This window comes from Hylemonella gracilis (assembly GCF_004328645.1).
Taxonomy (GTDB): Bacteria; Pseudomonadota; Gammaproteobacteria; order Burkholderiales; family Burkholderiaceae_C; genus Hylemonella; species Hylemonella gracilis_B.
Genome location: NZ_CP031395.1, coordinates 1,998,182 through 2,016,330, shown reverse-complemented (window position 1 = coordinate 2,016,330; position 18,149 = coordinate 1,998,182). Strand labels below are relative to the sequence as shown.

At 65.8% G+C, this 18,149-nt stretch carries 17 protein-coding genes and 1 pseudogene; 10 read left to right on the top strand and 8 right to left on the bottom strand.

From position 1 onward, the window contains the following. Positions 1–118 precede the first annotated feature (118 nt). The 5 genes from phoU to pstS form a co-directional block, all read right to left on the bottom strand. Entirely contained in the window at positions 119–820 is a 702-nt protein-coding gene (phoU, locus tag DW355_RS09555; RefSeq protein ID WP_131279600.1) for a phosphate signaling complex protein PhoU, read from the bottom strand. 56 nt (positions 821–876) lie between these two features. Then, positions 877–1,680 (bottom strand): phosphate ABC transporter ATP-binding protein PstB, encoded by an 804-nt coding sequence (gene pstB, locus DW355_RS09550; protein ID WP_131282575.1) that lies wholly within the window; start codon positions 1,678–1,680, stop codon positions 877–879. Positions 1,681–1,766: 86 nt separating this feature from the next. After that, positions 1,767–2,621, bottom strand: coding sequence for a phosphate ABC transporter permease PstA (gene pstA, locus DW355_RS09545; RefSeq protein WP_131282577.1), 855 nt, complete (start codon positions 2,619–2,621; stop codon positions 1,767–1,769). Positions 2,622–2,629: 8 nt separating this feature from the next. Continuing rightward, positions 2,630–3,583, bottom strand: a complete 954-nt coding sequence (gene pstC, locus DW355_RS09540; RefSeq protein WP_242671095.1) for a phosphate ABC transporter permease subunit PstC — start codon at positions 3,581–3,583, stop codon at positions 2,630–2,632. Positions 3,584–3,702: 119 nt separating this feature from the next. Then, positions 3,703–4,710: a phosphate ABC transporter substrate-binding protein PstS gene (gene pstS / locus DW355_RS09535; protein WP_131279595.1), complete on the bottom strand. Its 1,008-nt coding sequence runs from the start codon at positions 4,708–4,710 to the stop codon at positions 3,703–3,705. Positions 4,711–4,918: 208 nt separating this feature from the next. Between pstS and DW355_RS09530 the strand changes: the two genes are divergently transcribed. From DW355_RS09530 to DW355_RS09520, 3 genes and pseudogenes are all read left to right on the top strand, one after another. Next, complete coding sequence (locus tag DW355_RS09530) at positions 4,919–7,129, top strand: PhoX family protein (protein ID WP_131279594.1); 2,211 nt, start codon at positions 4,919–4,921, stop codon at positions 7,127–7,129. Positions 7,130–7,312: 183 nt separating this feature from the next. Then, positions 7,313–8,850: pseudogene (locus DW355_RS09525) on the top strand (exopolyphosphatase). Positions 8,851–8,912: 62 nt separating this feature from the next. After that, on the top strand, positions 8,913–9,587 hold the full coding sequence (locus tag DW355_RS09520; protein WP_131279592.1) for a glutathione S-transferase family protein: 675 nt from the start codon (positions 8,913–8,915) through the stop codon (positions 9,585–9,587). A gap of 36 nt (positions 9,588–9,623) precedes the next feature. On the opposite strand, the gene arfB is transcribed toward DW355_RS09520, so the two are convergent. Then, on the bottom strand, positions 9,624–10,016 hold the full coding sequence (gene arfB, locus DW355_RS09515) for an alternative ribosome rescue aminoacyl-tRNA hydrolase ArfB (protein ID WP_131279590.1): 393 nt from the start codon (positions 10,014–10,016) through the stop codon (positions 9,624–9,626). Positions 10,017–10,147: 131 nt separating this feature from the next. On the opposite strand from arfB, the gene leuC reads away from it, so the two are divergent. The 6 genes from leuC to DW355_RS09485 all read left to right on the top strand — a co-directional run bounded on the left by leuC (position 10,148) and on the right by DW355_RS09485 (position 15,891). Continuing rightward, complete coding sequence (leuC, locus tag DW355_RS09510) at positions 10,148–11,569, top strand: 3-isopropylmalate dehydratase large subunit (protein ID WP_131279588.1); 1,422 nt, start codon at positions 10,148–10,150, stop codon at positions 11,567–11,569. Between the two features lie 62 nt (positions 11,570–11,631). Then, entirely contained in the window at positions 11,632–11,796 is a 165-nt protein-coding gene (locus DW355_RS09505) for an entericidin EcnAB (RefSeq protein WP_131279586.1), read from the top strand. A 7-nt stretch (positions 11,797–11,803) separates the two neighbouring features. Further along, positions 11,804–12,448 (top strand): 3-isopropylmalate dehydratase small subunit, encoded by a 645-nt coding sequence (leuD, locus tag DW355_RS09500; RefSeq protein ID WP_131279584.1) that lies wholly within the window; start codon positions 11,804–11,806, stop codon positions 12,446–12,448. A 123-nt stretch (positions 12,449–12,571) separates the two neighbouring features. Continuing rightward, positions 12,572–13,642, top strand: coding sequence for a 3-isopropylmalate dehydrogenase (gene leuB / locus DW355_RS09495; RefSeq protein WP_131279582.1), 1,071 nt, complete (start codon positions 12,572–12,574; stop codon positions 13,640–13,642). A gap of 91 nt (positions 13,643–13,733) precedes the next feature. Beyond that, the gene (locus DW355_RS09490; protein WP_131279580.1) at positions 13,734–14,006 is read left to right on the top strand and encodes a DUF4242 domain-containing protein; all 273 of its coding nucleotides are present in this window, start codon (positions 13,734–13,736) and stop codon (positions 14,004–14,006) included. Between the two features lie 55 nt (positions 14,007–14,061). Beyond that, on the top strand, positions 14,062–15,891 hold the full coding sequence (locus DW355_RS09485; RefSeq protein ID WP_131279578.1) for a BTAD domain-containing putative transcriptional regulator: 1,830 nt from the start codon (positions 14,062–14,064) through the stop codon (positions 15,889–15,891). On the opposite strand, the gene DW355_RS09480 is transcribed toward DW355_RS09485, so the two are convergent. Beyond that, positions 15,870–16,250, bottom strand: coding sequence for a cupin domain-containing protein (locus DW355_RS09480; RefSeq protein WP_131279576.1), 381 nt, complete (start codon positions 16,248–16,250; stop codon positions 15,870–15,872). The genes DW355_RS09485 and DW355_RS09480 overlap by 22 nt on opposite strands. A gap of 15 nt (positions 16,251–16,265) precedes the next feature. Beyond that, positions 16,266–16,526 carry a DUF2798 domain-containing protein gene (locus tag DW355_RS09475; RefSeq protein WP_131279574.1) on the bottom strand — a complete coding sequence of 87 codons (261 nt, stop codon included), beginning with the start codon at positions 16,524–16,526 and terminating at the stop codon, positions 16,266–16,268. Between the two features lie 362 nt (positions 16,527–16,888). On the opposite strand from DW355_RS09475, the gene asd reads away from it, so the two are divergent. After that, positions 16,889–18,019: an aspartate-semialdehyde dehydrogenase gene (asd, locus tag DW355_RS09470; protein WP_131279572.1), complete on the top strand. Its 1,131-nt coding sequence runs from the start codon at positions 16,889–16,891 to the stop codon at positions 18,017–18,019. Positions 18,020–18,149 lie beyond the last annotated feature (130 nt).

Here is an 18,149-nt window from a genome sequence, read left to right as displayed (position 1 = left end):
TCTGCAACGCATCCCCGTGCAAGCCAAGGCTCCCGCGGAACCGGCTTTGCCGGGCCGCCAGGAGCGCCCCCAGGAGGGGGATGGCGCAACGAACGAAGCGATCGGAGCCTGGAGGTGTTCACTTCAGCATCGCCTCAATCTCTTCGATCGTATGGTGGCGCACGTCCGCGCCCTTGACGATGTAGATGATGAGCTCGGCGATGTTCTTGGCATGGTCGCCGACACGTTCGATGGCCTTGGCCAGGAACAGCAGGTCCAGGCTGCTGGAGATCGTGCGCGGGTCTTCCATCATGTAGGTGATGAGCACGCGCGTGAAGCTGCCAAACTCGCGATCGATCAGGTCGTCCTCGCGCAGAATGGCGGCGGCGGCGGTCGTGTCCAGGCGGGCGAAGGCATCGAGCGACTTGCGCAGCTGGCTGGCGGCGAGATCCGCCTCCATGCGCAGGGCCGGCGCGGGCAGCGCGCGCGGCGCGCCAGCTTCGAGGATGGACAGCACCATGCGCGCCATCTTCTCGGCCTCGTCGCCCGCACGTTCCAGGTTGGCCACGGCCTTGGACACGGCCATCAGCAGGCGCAGGTCACGCGCCGTGGGCTGGCGCCGCGCGATGATGGAGGAAATCTCGTGGTCCAGCGCGATGTCCATGTCATTGACGCGCTTTTCCAGCGCGATGACTTCGCGCGCCGCCTCGGCGTTGAATTGGGCCAGCGCCAGGATGGCCTGCTGCACCTGGGATTCGACCAGGCCGCCCATTTCCATGACGCGGCTGGAGATGGTGCTCAGTTCGCTGTCGAACTGGGTGGAAAGATGTTTTTCGGGCATGGTGCGGTTTTCCTGCGGTTCGGTACGTCTACGACTTGCTGGGTTGGCGCAATCGCTCAACCGAAGCGACCGGTGATGTAGTCTTCCGTTTCCTGGCGGACCGGCTTGAAGAAGATCTGCTCGGTGTCGCCGAACTCGATCAGTTCGCCCAGGTACATGTAGGCCGTGTAGTCGCTGCAGCGCGCGGCCTGCTGCATGTTGTGCGTGACGATGACCACCGTGTAGTCGTTCTTCAACTCGGTGATCAACTCCTCAATCTTGCCGGTGGAAATCGGGTCCAGCGCCGAGCAGGGTTCATCGAGCAACAGCACCTCGGGACGGATGGCGATGCCGCGCGCGATGCACAGGCGCTGCTGCTGTCCACCCGAGAGGCTGGAGCCGCTCTGGCGCAGCTTGTCCTTCACCTCGTTCCACAGCGCGGCCTTGCGCAGCGCCCATTCCACGCGCTCTTCCATGTCGGTGTCGGACAGGGACTCGAAGAGCTTGATGCCGAAGGCCACGTTGTCGTAGATCGACATCGGGAAGGGCGTGGGTTTCTGGAACACCATGCCCACGCGCGCGCGCAGCAGGGCCACGTCCTGCTTGCTGGTCAGCAGGTTGTCGCCGTCCAGCAGCACCTGGCCCTCGGCACGCTGCTCGGGGTAGAGCGCGTACATACGGTTGAACACGCGCAGCAAGGTGGACTTGCCGCAGCCCGAGGGACCAATGAAGGCCGTCACCTTGTCCTTGGGGATATCGAGGTTGATGCCCTTGAGCGCGTGGAACTTGCCGTAGTAAAAGTTCAGGTCGCGCACGGCGATCTTGGAGGGAACGGCGGCTGCGTTCACGGGCGCGGCGGAGGGAGCGTGGGGTGTTTCCATGGCATTCATCACGGGCGTTTCGGGTCCGGAGGCATTGGGGGAGCGGTCGCTGGCGAACATGGGGCGTGTTTCCGTGTCGTTGTGCGTCAGCGCGGCTTGCGGGTCATCAGGCGCGCCAGGATGTTGAGTCCCAGCACGGCCACGGTAATCAGCAGCACGCCGGCCCAGGCCAGGTGTTGCCAGTTCTCATACGGGCTCATGGCGAACTTGAAGATCGTCACCGGCAGGCTGGCCATGGGCGAGCTCAGATCGGAATTCCAGAACTGGTTGTTGAGCGCGGTGAACAGCAGCGGCGCTGTCTCGCCCGCGATGCGCGCCACGGCCAGCAGCACGCCCGTCACCACGCCGGCGATGGCGGCGCGCAGGGTGATCATGGTGATGACCTTCCACTTCGGCGTGCCCAGTGCATAAGCGGCTTCACGCATGGCGGCGGGCACCAGCTGGAGCATGTTTTCCGTCGTGCGGATCACGACTGGAATCACGATCAGCGCCAGCGCGATCACGCCAGCCCAGCCGGAGAAGGACTTGAAGCGCGCCACGACGACGGCATACACGAACAGGCCGATCACGATGGAAGGCGCGGACAGCAGGATGTCATTGACGAAGCGGGTCGTCTCGGCCAGCCAGCCCTTGGGGTTGTATTCCACCAGGTAGATGCCGGCCAGAATGCCGATGGGTGCGCCGATCAAGGTCGCCAGCGTCACCATGATCAGGGAGCCATAAATCGCGTTGGCAATGCCCCCCACTTCGTTCGGGGGCGGCGTCATCTGCGTGAATGTGGCCAGGGCCAGCCCACCCAGCCCCAGGCGCAAGGTTTCCCAAAGAATCCAGAACAGCCAGAACAGGCCGAAGAGCATGGCCCCGAGCGAGAGGGTCAACGCCACCGCATTGATGCGCTTGCGCTTGGCAAAGGCGACACGGCGGATGTCTTCAAGTGCCATGGTCTTGCTCACGATTTTTCTCCTTCCCGCTTCTTGAGCTGGGCCAGCAACAATTTGGAGAAAGACAGCACCACGAAGGTGATGAAGAACAGCACGAGGCCGAGGTAGATCAGCGCCGCCTGGTGCAAGCCCGCACCCGCTTCGGCGAATTCATTGGCCAGCGCCGAAGTGATGCTGTTGGCGGCGTCGAACAGAGAGAGCGTGTTGAGCTGGTTCATGTTGCCGATGACGAAGGTCACGGCCATCGTCTCGCCCAACGCGCGACCCAGGCCCAGCATGATGCCGCCGACCACACCGGTCTTGGTGTAGGGCAGCACGACCTGATAGACCACCTCCCAGGTGGTGGAACCCAGCCCGTAGGCGGATTCCTTCAGCATGGGCGGCGTGACTTCGAACACGTCGCGCATCACGGACGCGATGAAGGGAATGATCATGATGGCAAGGATGATGCCCGCCGACAGAATGCCGATGCCCACCGGAGGCCCCGACACCAACGCGCCCAGATAAGGCACGCCGTGCAACAACTTCTGCAGCGGCTGCTGCACCCAGGTGGCCAGGATGGGGCCAAACACCAGCAGGCCCCACATGCCATAGACGATGGACGGCACGGCCGCCAGCAATTCAATCGCCGTGCCCAGCGGGCGCTTCAGCCAGGCCGGGCACATTTCTGTCAGGAAAAGCGCAATGCCGAAGCTCACGGGCACGGCAATCAGCAGCGCAATGGCCGAGGTGGCCAGCGTCCCGTAAATCATCACGAGACCGCCGAATTTTTCCTGCACCGGGTCCCACACGGAACTCGTCAGGAAGCCCAGGCCATATTCATGGATGGCGGGCCAGGCGCCCACCACCAGGGAACCCAGGATGGCAGCCAGCAGCGCCAGAGTCAGCCATGCCGAGGCCTGGGCCAGCCAACCAAACACGACGTCAAACCAGGCACCAGGGGCCCTGATGCGGGATTTCATGCCGGAGTCCGCTTGGAATGAGGCAAGAACGGCGGGGGTTGAGCTCATGGCGTGCTGCTTTTTGCTTCAGGCGCTTTCCAGACACCGTGGTCGGGCATCGAGAAAGCGCGTTGGTTGGATTACTTGACCGTGGACCAGAGCTTGGTGATCTGAGCCTTCACGCCGGCGGGCATGGTCACGTAGTCAAGGCCTTCGGCGGTGCTGTCACCATTCTTGTAGGCCCACTCGAAGAACTTCTTGACGGCTTCGCCTTGCGCGGGCTTGTCCTGCTTGGCGTGCATCAGGATGAAGGTCGCGCCGGTGATGGGCCAGGACTTCGCACCGGACTGGTTGGTCAGCACCTGGTAGAAGCTCTTGTCCCACTGGGCACCGGCGGCGGCGGCCTTGAAGGCGTCGATGTCGGGCGAGACGAACTGGCCAGCGGCGTTCTGCAGCAGGGCGTAGGTCATCTTGTTTTGCTTGACGTAGGCGTACTCGACGTAGCCGATGGAGCTGGGCAGGCGGCTCACGAAAGCGGCAACGCCTTCGTTGCCCTTGCCACCCGCGCCCGTGGGCCAGTTGACGGCGGTGCCTTCACCAACCTTGTCCTTCCACTCGGGGCTGACCTTGCTCAGGTAGTTGGTGAACAGGAAGCTGGTGCCCGAACCGTCGGCGCGGCGAACCACGGCGATCAGTTCGTCTTCCAGCTTCAGGTCCTTGTTGATGGCGACGATGGCGGGGTCATTCCACTTGGTGATCTTGCCCAGGTAGATGTCGGCCAGGATGGCGCCGGTCAGCTTGAGCTGGCCGGGCTGAATGCCCTTGATGTTGACCACGGGCACCACGCCGCCCATGACGGTGGGGAACTGCACCAGGCCCTTCTCGGCCAGTTGCTCATCCTTCAGCGGCGCGTCGGAGGCACCGAAATCGACGGTCTTGGCCTCGATCTGCTTGATGCCGGCACCAGAGCCCACGGATTGGTAGTTGATCTGCGCGCCGGTCGCCTTGGCGTAGTCGGACGCCCACTTGGCGTACAGCGGGGCCGGGAAGCTGGCGCCTGCGCCAGTCACGTTCTGGGCGGACGCGATGCCGGCGAATGCCAGGGCGGCGCTCAGGCCCAGGATGCGGAAATTCAAGCTGGCTTTCATGGAGGACTCCTGTGAGGTTGTTTGGAAAGCAGCCTGAATTTAAGAACCTTTTATGACACGCCTGTGACATCCGGGGCGCCGCAGTGTAGCGCGGGGTTCATGGCCCTGTCACACAGCCTGCCCAAGATGGGCCCGCTTTTGCAGCGCCCGCCGCCGCCCCTTGCGCGCGCTCCGCTCCGATGACTCCCCTGATGACAAGGCCCGCATCATGAACCTAAGCCACACGCCCTTCACCCCCGCCATCGATCCCGATGACATCGGCCACAACCCCAGCCGCGAGACCGCGCTGGAAACGCTGATCGCCACGCGCATCAGCCGTCGCGGCCTGCTGCGCGCTGGAACCGCAGGCGCCGCCATGCTGGGCGGCATCGGCGGTCTCGGCTATTCCACGATCGCCGCCGCGGCGGACGCGCGCAGCGCGGCGCCCAGCCTGAGTTTCGGCACCGTGGCCAAGCATCTGGACGACCGGGTGGCGGTGCCGCCGGGTTACACGGCCCGCGTGCTCTACCGCCTGGGCGACCCGATCGCCGCGGGCGTCCCGGCCTACAAGAATGACGGCACGGACGATCCGGCCAGCTACGACCGTCGCGCGGGTGACCACCATGACGGCATGACCTGGTTCGGCATGGACGCGCAAGGCCACTGGGCGCCGCGGGCGGCCGAGCGCGGCCTGCTGGTGATGAACCACGAAGCCATCACACCCGCTTTCCTGCACGTTGCCGGCCAGACCATCGCCGGAGCAAAGGACGAGGCCCGTCGCACCGATGCGCGTGAAGTCCAGCGCGAGTTCTACCTGCATGGCGTGAGCGTGATCGAAACGCGCAGCAAAGGCCAGTCCTGGAGCTACAGCCAGGATTCGCGCTACAACCGCCGCATCCATACCTTGACCGAGATGGTGCTCTCCGGCCCCGTCGCGGGCACCGACTTCGTGAAGACCAAGTACGCGCCCGACGGCAGCAAGACCCGGGGCACCGTGAACAACTGCGCCAACGGCACCACCCCCTGGGGCACCTACCTGACCTGCGAGGAAAACTGGGCCGGCTACTTCCGCCGCCTGGCCGCCGACGATGCCCAGCGCAGCGCCAAGGAACTCGCGGCCTTCAAGCGCTACGGCGTCGCGGGCACCGGCCGCGAGGGCTGGGCCACGGTGGGTGACGATGACCTCTACGCCCGCTGGAACACCGAGGTGCGCGGCGCCCATCCCACGGCGGACTACCGCAACGTCGCCAACACCTATGGCTGGGTGGTGGAAATCGACCCCTTCAATCCCAAGAGCACGCCGAAAAAACGCACCGCCCTGGGCCGCTTCGGCCACGAAGGCGCCTGCCTGGGCCCGGTCGTGCCCGGTCAGCCCCTGGTCTGGTACATGGGTGACGACGCGCGCAACGAGTACATCTACAAATTCGTCTCCGCGCGCAACTGGGACCCGAAGGACACCGGCAAGGGCCTGGCCGCGGGTGACAAGTACATGGACGCGGGCACGCTCTACGTCGCCAAGTTCAAGGACGACGGCAGCGGCGAATGGCTGGAACTGAGCTTCGGCAAGAACGGCATCGACGCCGACAACAAGAGTTATGCCTTCGCCAGCCAGGCCGATGTGCTGGTGCACGCACGTCTGGCGGCGGACGCCGTCGGCGCCACGCGCATGGACCGCCCCGAATGGGCCGCGGCCAATCCGCGCACCGGCGACGTCTACGTCACACTGACCAACACCAACGCCCGCTCGCGCCCCATCGACAAGACCAGCCCGGCCAACCCGCGTTATTACAACGACCCCAAGACCGGCAAGGACGGTGGCAAGAAGGAAGACCAATGGGGCAACCCCAACGGGCACATCGTGCGCTTCGCCGACGCGGGTGGCAAGCCGACCTCCCTCGCCTTCCAGTGGGACGTTTACCTCTTCGGCGCGCGCGCCGGCAGCTCGCCTGACGTGAACCTGTCGGGCCTGACGGCGGACAACGACTTCTCCAGCCCCGATGGCCTTTGGTTCAGCCAAGCCGTGCCGGGCCTGGCTTGGCTGGAAACCGACGACGGCGCCTACACCGACGTCACGAACTGCATGCTGCTGGCGGCCGTTCCCGGCCTGGTGGGCGACGGTGGCAAGCAGACCCTGGTCAACGTGAGCCCGGGCAACACCCGCACGCAAGACACCTACGTCGGCGCGCAACCCGGCCAGAAGGGCACGCAGTTGCAGCGCTTCCTCGTCGGCCCCAAGGGCTGCGAGATCACCGGCATCGCCGAATCGGGCGATGGCCGCGCGCTCTTCATCAACATCCAGCACCCGGGCGAAAACACCCCGGACGCGGACATCGGCGACCCGTCCAAGTTCGAGAGCCACTGGCCCGATGGCGGCCAGGCCCGCCCGCGTTCCGCCACCCTGGTGATCACGCGCGACGATGGCGGAAAAGTCGGGGTGTGAATTAGAAAAGCTACCCCCAGGCTACGCGCCTCGTTGGGCGCTGCGCCTCCCCCCTCCCGCAAGCGGAGGGGGCGCACCCGGCGGCCTGGCAAAGCCAGTTCCGCGGGTGCCCTGATTTGGACCACGCCACACCAAAGCCCATCACCGTTTCGTCACATGCCTGCCATATAGTGCGGCCCAGACATGAAAAACGGAACCGAACTCGCCGCGATCGACCTGGGCTCCAACAGCTTCCGACTCGAAATCGCCCAACTCGATCACGGCCTGCTCAAGCGTCGCGAATACCTCAAGGAAACCGTGCGCCAGGGCAATGGCCTGGACGACGATCGCAACCTCACCCAGGAGGCCATGCAGCGCGGCTGGGACTGCCTGGGCCGTTTCGCCGAGCGGCTGGCCGGCTTCAAGCGGGCACAGGTGCGCGCGGTCGCGACACAGACACTGCGCGAAGCCCGCAACCGGGACGAGTTCCTGAGCCGAGCCCAGTCCTTGCTCGGCTTCCCGATCGAGGTGGTTTCGGGCCGCGAAGAAGCGCGTCTGATCTATCAGGGCGTCACCCATCTGCTGCCCCAGTCCAGCGAGCGCCGTCTGGTGGTGGACATCGGTGGACGATCGACCGAGCTGATCCTGGGCCAGGGTCGGCGCCCGCGCTTCATGGACTCCTACCATGTGGGCAGCGTGGCCTGGTCCATGCGTTATTTCCCCGAGGGCCTGTTCAGCACCGACGCTTTCGAGACGGCCGAGGTCGCGGCCCGGGCCGTGCTGGAGGAGGTGCTGGGCCACTGCCAGCCCGCGAGCCAAGGTGAAGGCGGCTGGGACACGGTCTACGGTGCCTCGGGCACGGTGGGCGCGGTCGGCGACGTGCTGGACGCCGAATTCAATCCCCGCGCAGGCCTGCCCGCGCAACGCATCACCCGGGAAGGGCTGGACTGGTTGCTGGACAAGCTCCTCAAGGCGGGCGACGCCTCGCGCCTGCGGCTCGATGGCATCAAGGAAGACCGCCGCGCCGTCATCGGTGGCGGCCTGTCCGTGCTGCGCGCCGTTTTTTCGCTGCTGCAGCTCGACGAGATGCACGTTGCCCAGGGTGCGCTGCGCCATGGCGCGCTGGTGGACCTGCTGGACCGCGAACACGCCCAGAGCGATCAGCGCAGCCTCAGCGTGCAGCGGCTGGCCCACACCTTTGGCGTGGACGAGCGCCAGGCCCAGCGCGTGGGTCGGGTCACCGAATTCCTGCTGCTCTCCCTGGTGCGTGACCATGGCCCGCTGGAACAGGACGAACTGGACCGCCACCTGCGCAAGCTGAACTGGGCCGCGCAACTGCACGAGATCGGCAGCGCCATCTCGCACACCGACTACCACCGGCACGGTGCCTACATCCTGGACAACGCGGACGCCGCCGGCTTCACCATGAACGAGTTGCACCGTCTGAGCCAGCTTGTCCTGGGCCATCGCGGCAAGCTGCGCAAGCTGGAGGGCCTGCAGCTCGACGATCCCGACTTCGTGCTGCAACTGCTGGCGTTGCGGCTGGCCGTCATCCTCTGCCACGCGCGCCGTGACCCCGACCTGCAGGGCCTGCGGCTGAGCTGGGATGGCGCGCGCGAAGTCCGGTTCGAATATCCCCCGGCTGGGGCCGCGCCTGGCCGCAATCCGCCTGGCTGGTGCATGAGGAAGCACAAGCCTGGGCGAAAACGGCCTGGGCCATCGAGGCGCGGTGCGCAGGCTGAGGCCTGAAACTCCGGGTCTGGACCCGATGCGCCGCGCGCCGATTTCTGGTGAAGTCGAGTCCATGAAAACTTGGATCTACTCCGGCCCCTTGAGCATGTTCGGCGCCAAGGTCGAGATCGCGGCCCGCGAAAAAGGCCTGGCCTTCGAACTGGTCATGGTGCCCTTCACGACCGACGATGCCTACGAGCCCAAGCACCCAGAGGTGCTGCGGGTCAACCCGGTCAAGCTGCAGGTGCCTGTGCTGGTCGACGAGGCGGTGGCGCTGTTCGATTCGACGCAGATCTTCGAGTACCTCGAAGACCGCTACCCCGGCCCCACGCACCTCGCGCTGTGGCCCCGGGACATCGCCGAACGGGCCTGCGCGCGGCAGTTGGAGCAGAAGTCCGACGAAGTGTTCTTCCCCAACGTGGTCCGGCTTTTCGGCCTGCAGCACGACATGCAGAGCGCCCCGGCGGTCGCGGCCTGTGCAGCGTGCGCCAGTTTTTACAGAGACATGGACGATCTGTTGGCGACGCGCGAGTACCTGGCCGGCCCCTACTCCTACGCCGACATTGCCTTCTACATGGCCCATGTGTTCGCCGACCGCAAGGGCGCCGGCATGACCGGCGCCACGCCACGCCTCGTGGCCTGGCGCGACCGCGTGGGCGAACGGACGGCGGTGCGCGCAGTGGTCGACCCGATGATGCGTTTCCTGGCTGCGCAGGGGCGCGGCGTGCCAGCCTTTCTTCAGCGCTGACCCATCCTGGCGACGCCTGACGTAGCGACGCCGTCTTCAGTCCACCACCCTGCCTCGGCCCGCCTTGACCTCGGCGCGCACGGTCTTGCTCTTCAGCCGACGCAGCGTGGACCCCCGCGTGGGTTTCGTGGCGCGGCGAACTCTGGGCAGGTGCGAGGCGGCGGCCACCAGTTCCAGCAGCCGCGCCCAGGCCTCGGCCTTGTTCTTTTCCTGGGTCCGTGCCGTCTGCGCCTTGATGACCACCACGCCCTCCTTGCTGACACGCTGGTCCGGCCAGGCCAGCAGCCGGTCTTTCACGTACTGAGGCAAGGAGGACGCCCGGATATCGAAACGCAGATGCACCGCGCTCGACACCTTGTTCACGTTCTGCCCGCCCGGCCCCTGGGCGCGCATGGCGCTGAATTCGACTTCATGTTCGGGGATGGGCATGGCGCTGAGCTTGCCACAAAACCATCCTCTCAAATCCCCGCGGGCACACCGGCGCCAGCGCCGCGGGAATGCCCGCCACCCGCCCCGCATAAAATGCCTCTTTCTCCAGAGACTCACGCAAAGTAGCCACCATGGGACAAACGCTTTACGACAAGATCTGGGACGAGCACGTCGTCCACACCGAGGAAGACGGCACCGCCATCCTCTACATCGACCGCCATCTGGTGCATGAAGTCACCAGCCCGCAGGCCTTCGAAGGCCTGCGCCAGGCCGGCCGCAAGCTTTGGCGCGTCAGCTCGATTGTCGCCACCGCCGATCACAACACTCCGACCAACGGTTGGGAACGCGGTTATGACGGCATCGCCGACCCGATCAGCAAGGAGCAAATCTCCACGCTGGACAAGAACGTCAAGGAATATGGCGCGGCGGCCTTCTTCCCTTTCATGAGCAAGCGCCAGGGCATCGTGCACGTGATCGGCCCGGAAAACGGCGCGACCTTGCCTGGCATGACTGTGGTCTGCGGCGACAGCCACACCAGCACCCACGGCGCCTTCGGCGCGCTGGCCCATGGCATCGGCACCAGCGAAGTCGAGCACGTGATGGCCACCCAGACCCTGCTGGCCAAGAAGGCCAAGAACATGCTGATCAAAGTCGAGGGGCAGGTGGCCAAGGGCGTGACGGCCAAGGACATCGTGCTGGCCATCATCGGCAAGATCGGCACCGCCGGAGGCACGGGCTACACCCTCGAGTTCGCGGGCTCGGCCATCCGCGCCCTGAGCATGGAAGGCCGCATGACGGTCTGCAACATGGCCATCGAGGCCGGCGCGCGCGCCGGCCTGGTGGCCGTGGACGAGAAGACCGTCGAGTACGTCCGGGGCCGACCCATGGCACCGACCGGCCTGGAATGGGATCAGGCCGTCGCCTACTGGAAGACCCTGCACTCGGACGCCGACGCGAAATTCGACCGCGTGGTCGAACTCGATGCCGCGCAGATCCTGCCCCAGGTGACCTGGGGCACCTCGCCCGAAATGGTGCTGGGCATCGATGGCCGCGTGCCCGACCCGGACAAGGAAAAAGACGCCGTCAAGCGCGGCGCCATCGAACGCGCACTCAACTACATGGCACTCGAGCCGGGCAAACCCTTGAACGACATTTACGTGGACAAGGTCTTCATCGGCTCCTGCACCAACAGCCGCATCGAGGACATGCGCGAAGCCGCGGCCGTGATCAAGAAGCTGGGCCAGAAAGTGGCCAAGAACATCAAGCTCGCCCTGGTGGTGCCCGGCTCAGGCCTGGTCAAGGAGCAAGCCGAGCGCGAGGGCCTGCACGAGATCTTCATGGCGGCGGGATTCGAGTGGCGCGAACCCGGCTGCAGTATGTGCCTGGCCATGAACGCCGACCGGCTGGAGCCGGGTGAGCGCTGCGCCTCCACCAGCAACCGCAACTTCGAAGGCCGACAAGGCGCGGGCGGCCGTACGCACCTGGTCAGCCCCGCCATGGCCGCGGCCGCGGCGGTGCACGGCCACTTCATCGACATCCGCACGATCGCCTGAGCGCGCATGAATCAAAATCAGCGCGCCCTGTTCACTCCGCTTCTCCACGAAAGGACAGCACCATGAAACGCATCACCATTTGGTTCACCGCCCTCACGACCTGCCTGGTCCTGGCCGCGTGCGGCAGCACCTGGTCCGGCGTCAAGGAAGATTCCAAGGAAATTGGCCATTCCGTCGGCAAGGGCCTCGAGAAGGCCGGCGAGAAGATCCAGGACATCACGAAATAAGCTGCCCATGCAAAAGTTCACCGTGCATCAGGGCTTGGTGGCTCCCATGGACCGCGACAACGTGGACACGGACGCCATCATTCCCAAGCAGTTCCTCAAGTCGATCAAACGCACGGGCTTCGGCCCCAACCTGTTCGACGAATGGCGCTACCTGGATCCGGGCTACCCCGGCCAGGACCCGGCCACGCGCAAGCCCAACCCGGACTTCGTCCTGAACCAGCCCCGCTACCAGGGTGCGTCCGTCCTGCTGGCGCGCCAGAACTTCGGCTGCGGCTCGTCGCGTGAACACGCGCCCTGGGCGATCGACCAGTACGGCTTTCGCGCCATCATCGCGCCCAGCTACGCCGACATCTTCTTCAACAACTGCTTCAAGAACGGCCTGCTCCCCATCGTGCTGCCCGAGGCCACGGTGGCGCAGCTGTTCGACGAATGCGCGGCCTTCCCCGGCTACCAGCTCACCATCGACCTGGAGCGACAGGTGGTCGTCAAGCCGCGGGGTGAAGAGCTCGCCTTCGACGTCCAGCCCTTTCGCAAGTACTGCCTGCTCAACGGCTTCGACGACATCGGCCTGACCCTGCGTCACAAGGACAAGATCCAGGCCTACGAAGCGCAGCGCCTGGCCACCAAGCCCTGGCTGGCGCATGTGATGTAAGGCAATTAAGACGACCCCAGGCCGCGCGTACTTTGTGTCGCTGCGGCCCTTGCAGGGGGCAAGGCCCGTGGGCCGGCAAAGCCGGTCCACGGCCTTGCCAGACAAGACATTGGAGACTCCCCCATGAAAATCGCAGTTCTGCCCGGTGATGGCATCGGCACCGAAATCGTCGCCGAGGCCGTCAAGGTGCTCAAGACCCTGGACTTGAAGTTCGAGCTGGAAACCGCCCCCGTCGGCGGTGCGGCCTACGAAGCCGCCGGGCACCCGCTGCCCGAGAGCACGCTCAAGCTCGCCAAGGAAGCCGACGCCATCCTCTTCGGCGCGGTCGGTGACTGGAAGTACGACAAGCTGGAGCGCGCACTGCGCCCCGAGCAGGCCATCCTGGGCCTGCGCAAGCACCTGGGCCTGTTCGCCAACTTCCGCCCCGCCATCTGCTACGAGCAACTCACCCATGCCTCCAGCCTCAAGCCCGAACTGGTGGCGGGCCTGGACATCCTGATCGTGCGCGAGCTGACCGGGGACATCTACTTCGGCCAACCACGCGGCCGGCGCACGGCCACCGATGGCGCTTTCCCCGGCGCGGAAGAAGCCTTCGACACCATGCGCTACACGCGCCCCGAGATCGAGCGCATCGCGCATGTGGCTTTCCAGGCCGCGCGCAAGCGCAACAAGAAGGTCACCAGCGTGGACAAGGCCAATGTGCTGGAAACCTTCCAGTTCTGGAAAGACATCGTCACCGAAGTCGGGCAGCAGTACCCGGACGTGAAGCTGGACCACATGTACGTGGACAACGCGGCCATGCAGCTGGTGAAGGCGCCCAAGTCCTTCGACGTGATCGTCACCGGCAATATGTTCGGCGACATCCTGAGCGACGAAGCATCGATGCTGACCGGCTCCATCGGCATGCTGCCCTCGGCCAGCCTGAACAGCAAGAACCAGGGCCTGTACGAACCCAGCCACGGCAGTGCGCCCGACATCGCGGGCCAGGGCGTGGCCAACCCCCTGGCCACCATCCTCTCGGCCGCGATGATGCTGCGCTTCAGCCTGAACCAGGAAGCCGCCGCCCAGCGCATCGAGGCCGCCGTGCAAAAGGTGCTGGCCCAGGGCCTGCGCACGCCGGACATCTACAGCGCCGGAACGACCAAGGTCGGCACGGCGCAGATGGGGGATGCGGTGGTCAAGGCCTTGTCCTGATTCTTTTGACGACGGGCGTGTGCGTCACACGGTGGCTCACACGCCCGCCTCCTATCGTCGGGGCTCCTTCAACTTTCACAGGAGTTCCCCCATGCCCAAATTCGTCATCGAACGCGCCATCCCCGGCATTGGCGCCACCCGGTCCGCCGAGATGCAGGCGATCTCGCAGAAGTCCTGCGGGGTGCTCAAGGAAATGAGCCCACGCGTGCAGTGGGTGCAAAGCTTCGTCACCAGCGACAAGATGTACTGCATCTACAACGCCGACAACAGTGACTCGGTACGTGAGCATGCCCAGCGCGGCGGCTTCCCGGCCGACAGCATTGCACAGGTCAAATCGATCATCGACCCCGTGACAGCGGAATAAGACCGGAACGGCGCGGGCTTGCGCTGGTGCGCGGCCTGCGCGACCATCTGCTGACATGCCCTCGCTCACCATCCACCTGCTCGGCCCGCCGAGCATAGACCGCGAAGGCCTGGCCCTTGCCCCACCACGCGGGCGCAAGGCCTGGGCTCTGCTGGCCTATCTGCTGTGCCACCCGGCGCCTTCAACCCGCGCCCATCTGGCGGCGCTGCTCTTCGAAGACGCCGAAGATCCGCTGGCCGCCCTGCGCTGGAATCTGAGCGAGTTGCGCCGATTGCTCGGCGATGCCGCACTGCCTCGGGTCGAGGCGCCGCTGCTGGTGCTGCCACCAGATGCCGTGGTGGATATCGAAGTGGTGACACGTGGCGCATGTTCGCAGGCCCTTCAGCTCCCCGGTCTGGGCCGGGACCTGCTGGAAGGCATGTTTTTTTCCAACAGTCCAGCCTTCGAAGTCTGGCTCGCCACCGAGCGCCGTCGCCTGCGCGCGGCCACCGAGGCGCTATTGCATGAGGCAGCGCAGGAACAGCTGGCCATGGGCGCTGCCTCCGAAGCCGCCCGCATCGCCAGCCGCCTCGTTCAATCCAATCCGCTGGATGAAGATTTCCAGGTGCTGCTGGTGCGCTGCCTGGCCGTGGCGGGTGAAGGCATCGCCGCTGCCCGACAGGCTGCGGCCTGCAGAGAACTGTTCCAGCGCGAACTGGGCATCACGCCGGGTCCGGCCCTGGACGCAGCCATCCACACCGTCACCGCACGACCCATCACCCAACCGGCCACCGGCCGGGCAGCCGCGCTGGCGCAGCTTGAGGCCGGCGAGGCCGCCGTCGGCGCGGGCGCGCTGGATGCCGGGCTGCACTGCCTGCGCCGCGCCATCGTCGAAGCCGACGCCAGCCACGATCCCGATCTGCGCACCCGCGCGCGCGTCGCGCTGGGCAGCGCCCTGGTGCATGCCGCCCGGGGCCGCGACGAGGAAGGCGCGGCCGCCTTGCACGAAGCCCTGGCCGTCAGCCAGGAAACGGGCTCGGTGCGGCCCGCGCTGGCTGCAGCGGCCTGCCGTGAACTCGGTTACGTGGAATTCCTGCGAGGACGCTATGAACGGGCCTGCATCTGGTTACAGCGCGCGGCGCCCCTGGCTGCGGATGACCGCGCCGAGCAGGCCCGCATCACCACCGTGCATGGCGCGGCGCTCAGTGACACCGGCCACTACCGGGACGCGATCACGATGCTGGAACAGGCCTGCACACTGGCCGACAACGCGGGCGATGCGCGCCAACTGGCCTATGCGCTGTCCATGTCCGGCCGCGCCTGGCTCTTGACCGGTGAATTGGACGCCGCGGCACGCGCGCTCCAGCGCTCCCTGCAATTGGCACAGAGCGCCTGGACGGCTTTCCTCCCCTGGCCCCAATCGCTGTGCGCCGAGCTGGACCTGTTGCGCGGTGACGTCGCGGGAGCGGCCGAACGCTTTGAGCAGGCGTGGGCGCTGGGCTGCCACCTGGGCGACCCGTGCTGGGAAGGGATTTCCGGGCGTGGCCTGGGTCTGGTGGCCATCGCGCGCGGAGACACGCCGCGCGCGGTCGCAATCCTCACCGATGCCGCGCGGCGTTGCGTGCAATTGCCAGACGCCTACCTCTGGGGCCAGGGCTACACGCTGGATGCGCTGTGTGGCCTGGCCGTTGCGCAGGAGCTACCTCAGGCCACCGATTGGCTGATCGAGTTGCGTGCGCTGGCAGAACGTGGCGGCATGCGTGAGTTCACCGCCCGTGCGCTCGCTCACCAAGCCCGGCTGGGCGATGAGGCCAGCCTCACCGTCGCGCGCCTGCTGGCGAGCGACATTGGCAATCCGCGCCTCGACCGGGAACTGGATGGGGTTCAGCCCGGCGTCTTCTCGTAGATCACGAAACGCTTGGTGGAGGTCTCGACCACTTCCCAGGTGCCGACGAAGCCGCGTGGCATCACAAACTCATCCCCGGCTCGGACCGTCAGGGCATGGCCGGCCTCGTCGGTGACGATGCTCACGCCGTCCAGCATGCGGCAGTACTCTTCCTCGGTATAGCGGATGCGCCATTTGCCCGGCTCGCTGCGCCAGAGGCCGACGACGTACTGCTGCGTCGGGTCGGTGTAATGCATCCACAGCGTCTGCTTCGGATTGCCCGTGATCAGCTTCTCGGGCGCGAGGAAGTAGTCCTCGGGCGTGCCGGCGCCCACGGCATCCGGAGCCGGGGCCAGGCGCAGGACGGCGGGCAGATTCATGTCAGCAACAGCTCATTACCGGTCCATCTGCACCACCATGGCCGTCAGGCGACGCACCACGGGCAGGAGCAACAGCACGGTCGGAAAGGCCACCACCCAGGAAATGCCCCAGGCGCCCAGCCACCCCGGCACGGACATGGCCTGCCAGCCGACGCTGCGCAGGGTGCTGATGAAGGAGATGATGCCGGACATCATGAGCGAGAGGAAAAAAGGCATCACCACGCCGGCGTAACGCGCGGGGAGCTTGCGCAAGGACAGGGAAATAGGGGGATTCATGAAACCTCGATGGGAGCGCGGCCGGCATCCGTGAAGCATCACGGCGTGCGGCCCGGGGCCGCGATTGTTCCACAACCGCGGCCGCAGCGGAGCCATCCGCTACAATCCCCCGCCATGTCGCCCGCCCGCCAGTTCCTACTGAACACCGCCGCCATCCTGGCCGGCGAGGTCGCGCGCGCGGACATCACCAAAACCACGACGATCAAGGGCTGACCTCGCCCCGACTCGTCGCGCGCCCTTTCCGGCACCGAACGACGAGTCGGAGCCGGACCATAGCCCCGGATTCCCATGGTTGCATCGCGGCGACGCCGTGTGTGCGGGGGTGCTGTTTGTTTTAACCTGATGTTGTGAAGGGCACGGTAATGAGCAAGTTGGTAGGTCTGATCGGCTGGCGCGGCATGGTCGGCTCGGTGTTGATGGATCGCATGGTCGCGGAAAAAGACTTCGACCTGATCGAGCCGCTGTTTTTCTCCACCTCGAACGCGGGCGGCAAGGCCCCGGCGATGGCGAAGAACGAGACCACGCTGCAGGACGCCCACAACATCGACGCGCTCAAGCGTTGCGACATCCTCATCACCGCCCAGGGCGGTGACTACACGACCGAGGTCTTCCCCAAGCTGCGCGCGGCGGGCTGGAAGGGCCACTGGATCGACGCGGCCTCCACCCTGCGCATGAAGGACGATGCCGTCATCATCCTGGACCCGGTGAACCTGCCGGTCATCAAGAACGCCCTGTCCAAGGGCGGCCTGAACTGGATCGGCGGCAACTGCACCGTGAGCTGCATGCTGATGGGCGTGGGTGCGCTGTACAAGGCGGGCCTGGTCGAATGGATGAGCACGCAGACCTACCAGGCCGCCAGCGGCGGCGGCGCGCAACACATGCGCGAGCTGCTCACGCAGTACGGCACGCTCAACGCCGAAGTGAAGAACCTGCTCGACGACCCCAAGAGCGCCATCCTCGAAATCGACCGCAAGATCATCGCCAGGCAGCGCAGCCTCTCGGCCGAGGAAACCGCCAACTTCGGCGTCCCCCTGGGGGGTTCGCTGATCCCGTGGATCGACAAGGACCTCGGCAACGGTGTCAGCCGCGAGGAGTGGAAGGGCGGTGCCGAGACGAACAAAATTCTGGGCCAGGGTGAAGGCTTCGGCTCACCGGCCGTGCCGGTCGACGGTTTCTGCGTGCGCATCGGTGCGATGCGCTGCCACAGCCAAGCCCTGACCTTCAAGCTGAAGAAGAATGTGCCACTGGCCGACGTCGAGGCCATGATCGCCGCCGACAACGCCTGGGTGAAGGTGGTGCCCAACAACAAGGAAGCCACCATCCGCGACCTGACCCCGGTGGCGGTGACGGGCACGCTGACCATCCCCGTGGGCCGTATCCGCAAGATGGCCATGGGCCCTGAATACCTGGGCGCCTTCACCATCGGCGACCAATTGCTCTGGGGCGCGGCCGAACCGCTGCGCCGTATGCTGCGCATCCTGCTGGAAGCCTGAGTCTGAAACGAGGTTGGTGGCCGGACATGGCCGCCAACCTCCCTCAAGCCGCCTCGAGAGGGGCACAAAGCGAAAGAAAGCGCAAAGATTAAGCATCTTCTCAGCTTGTCAAGCCAAGTCATTGATGCTA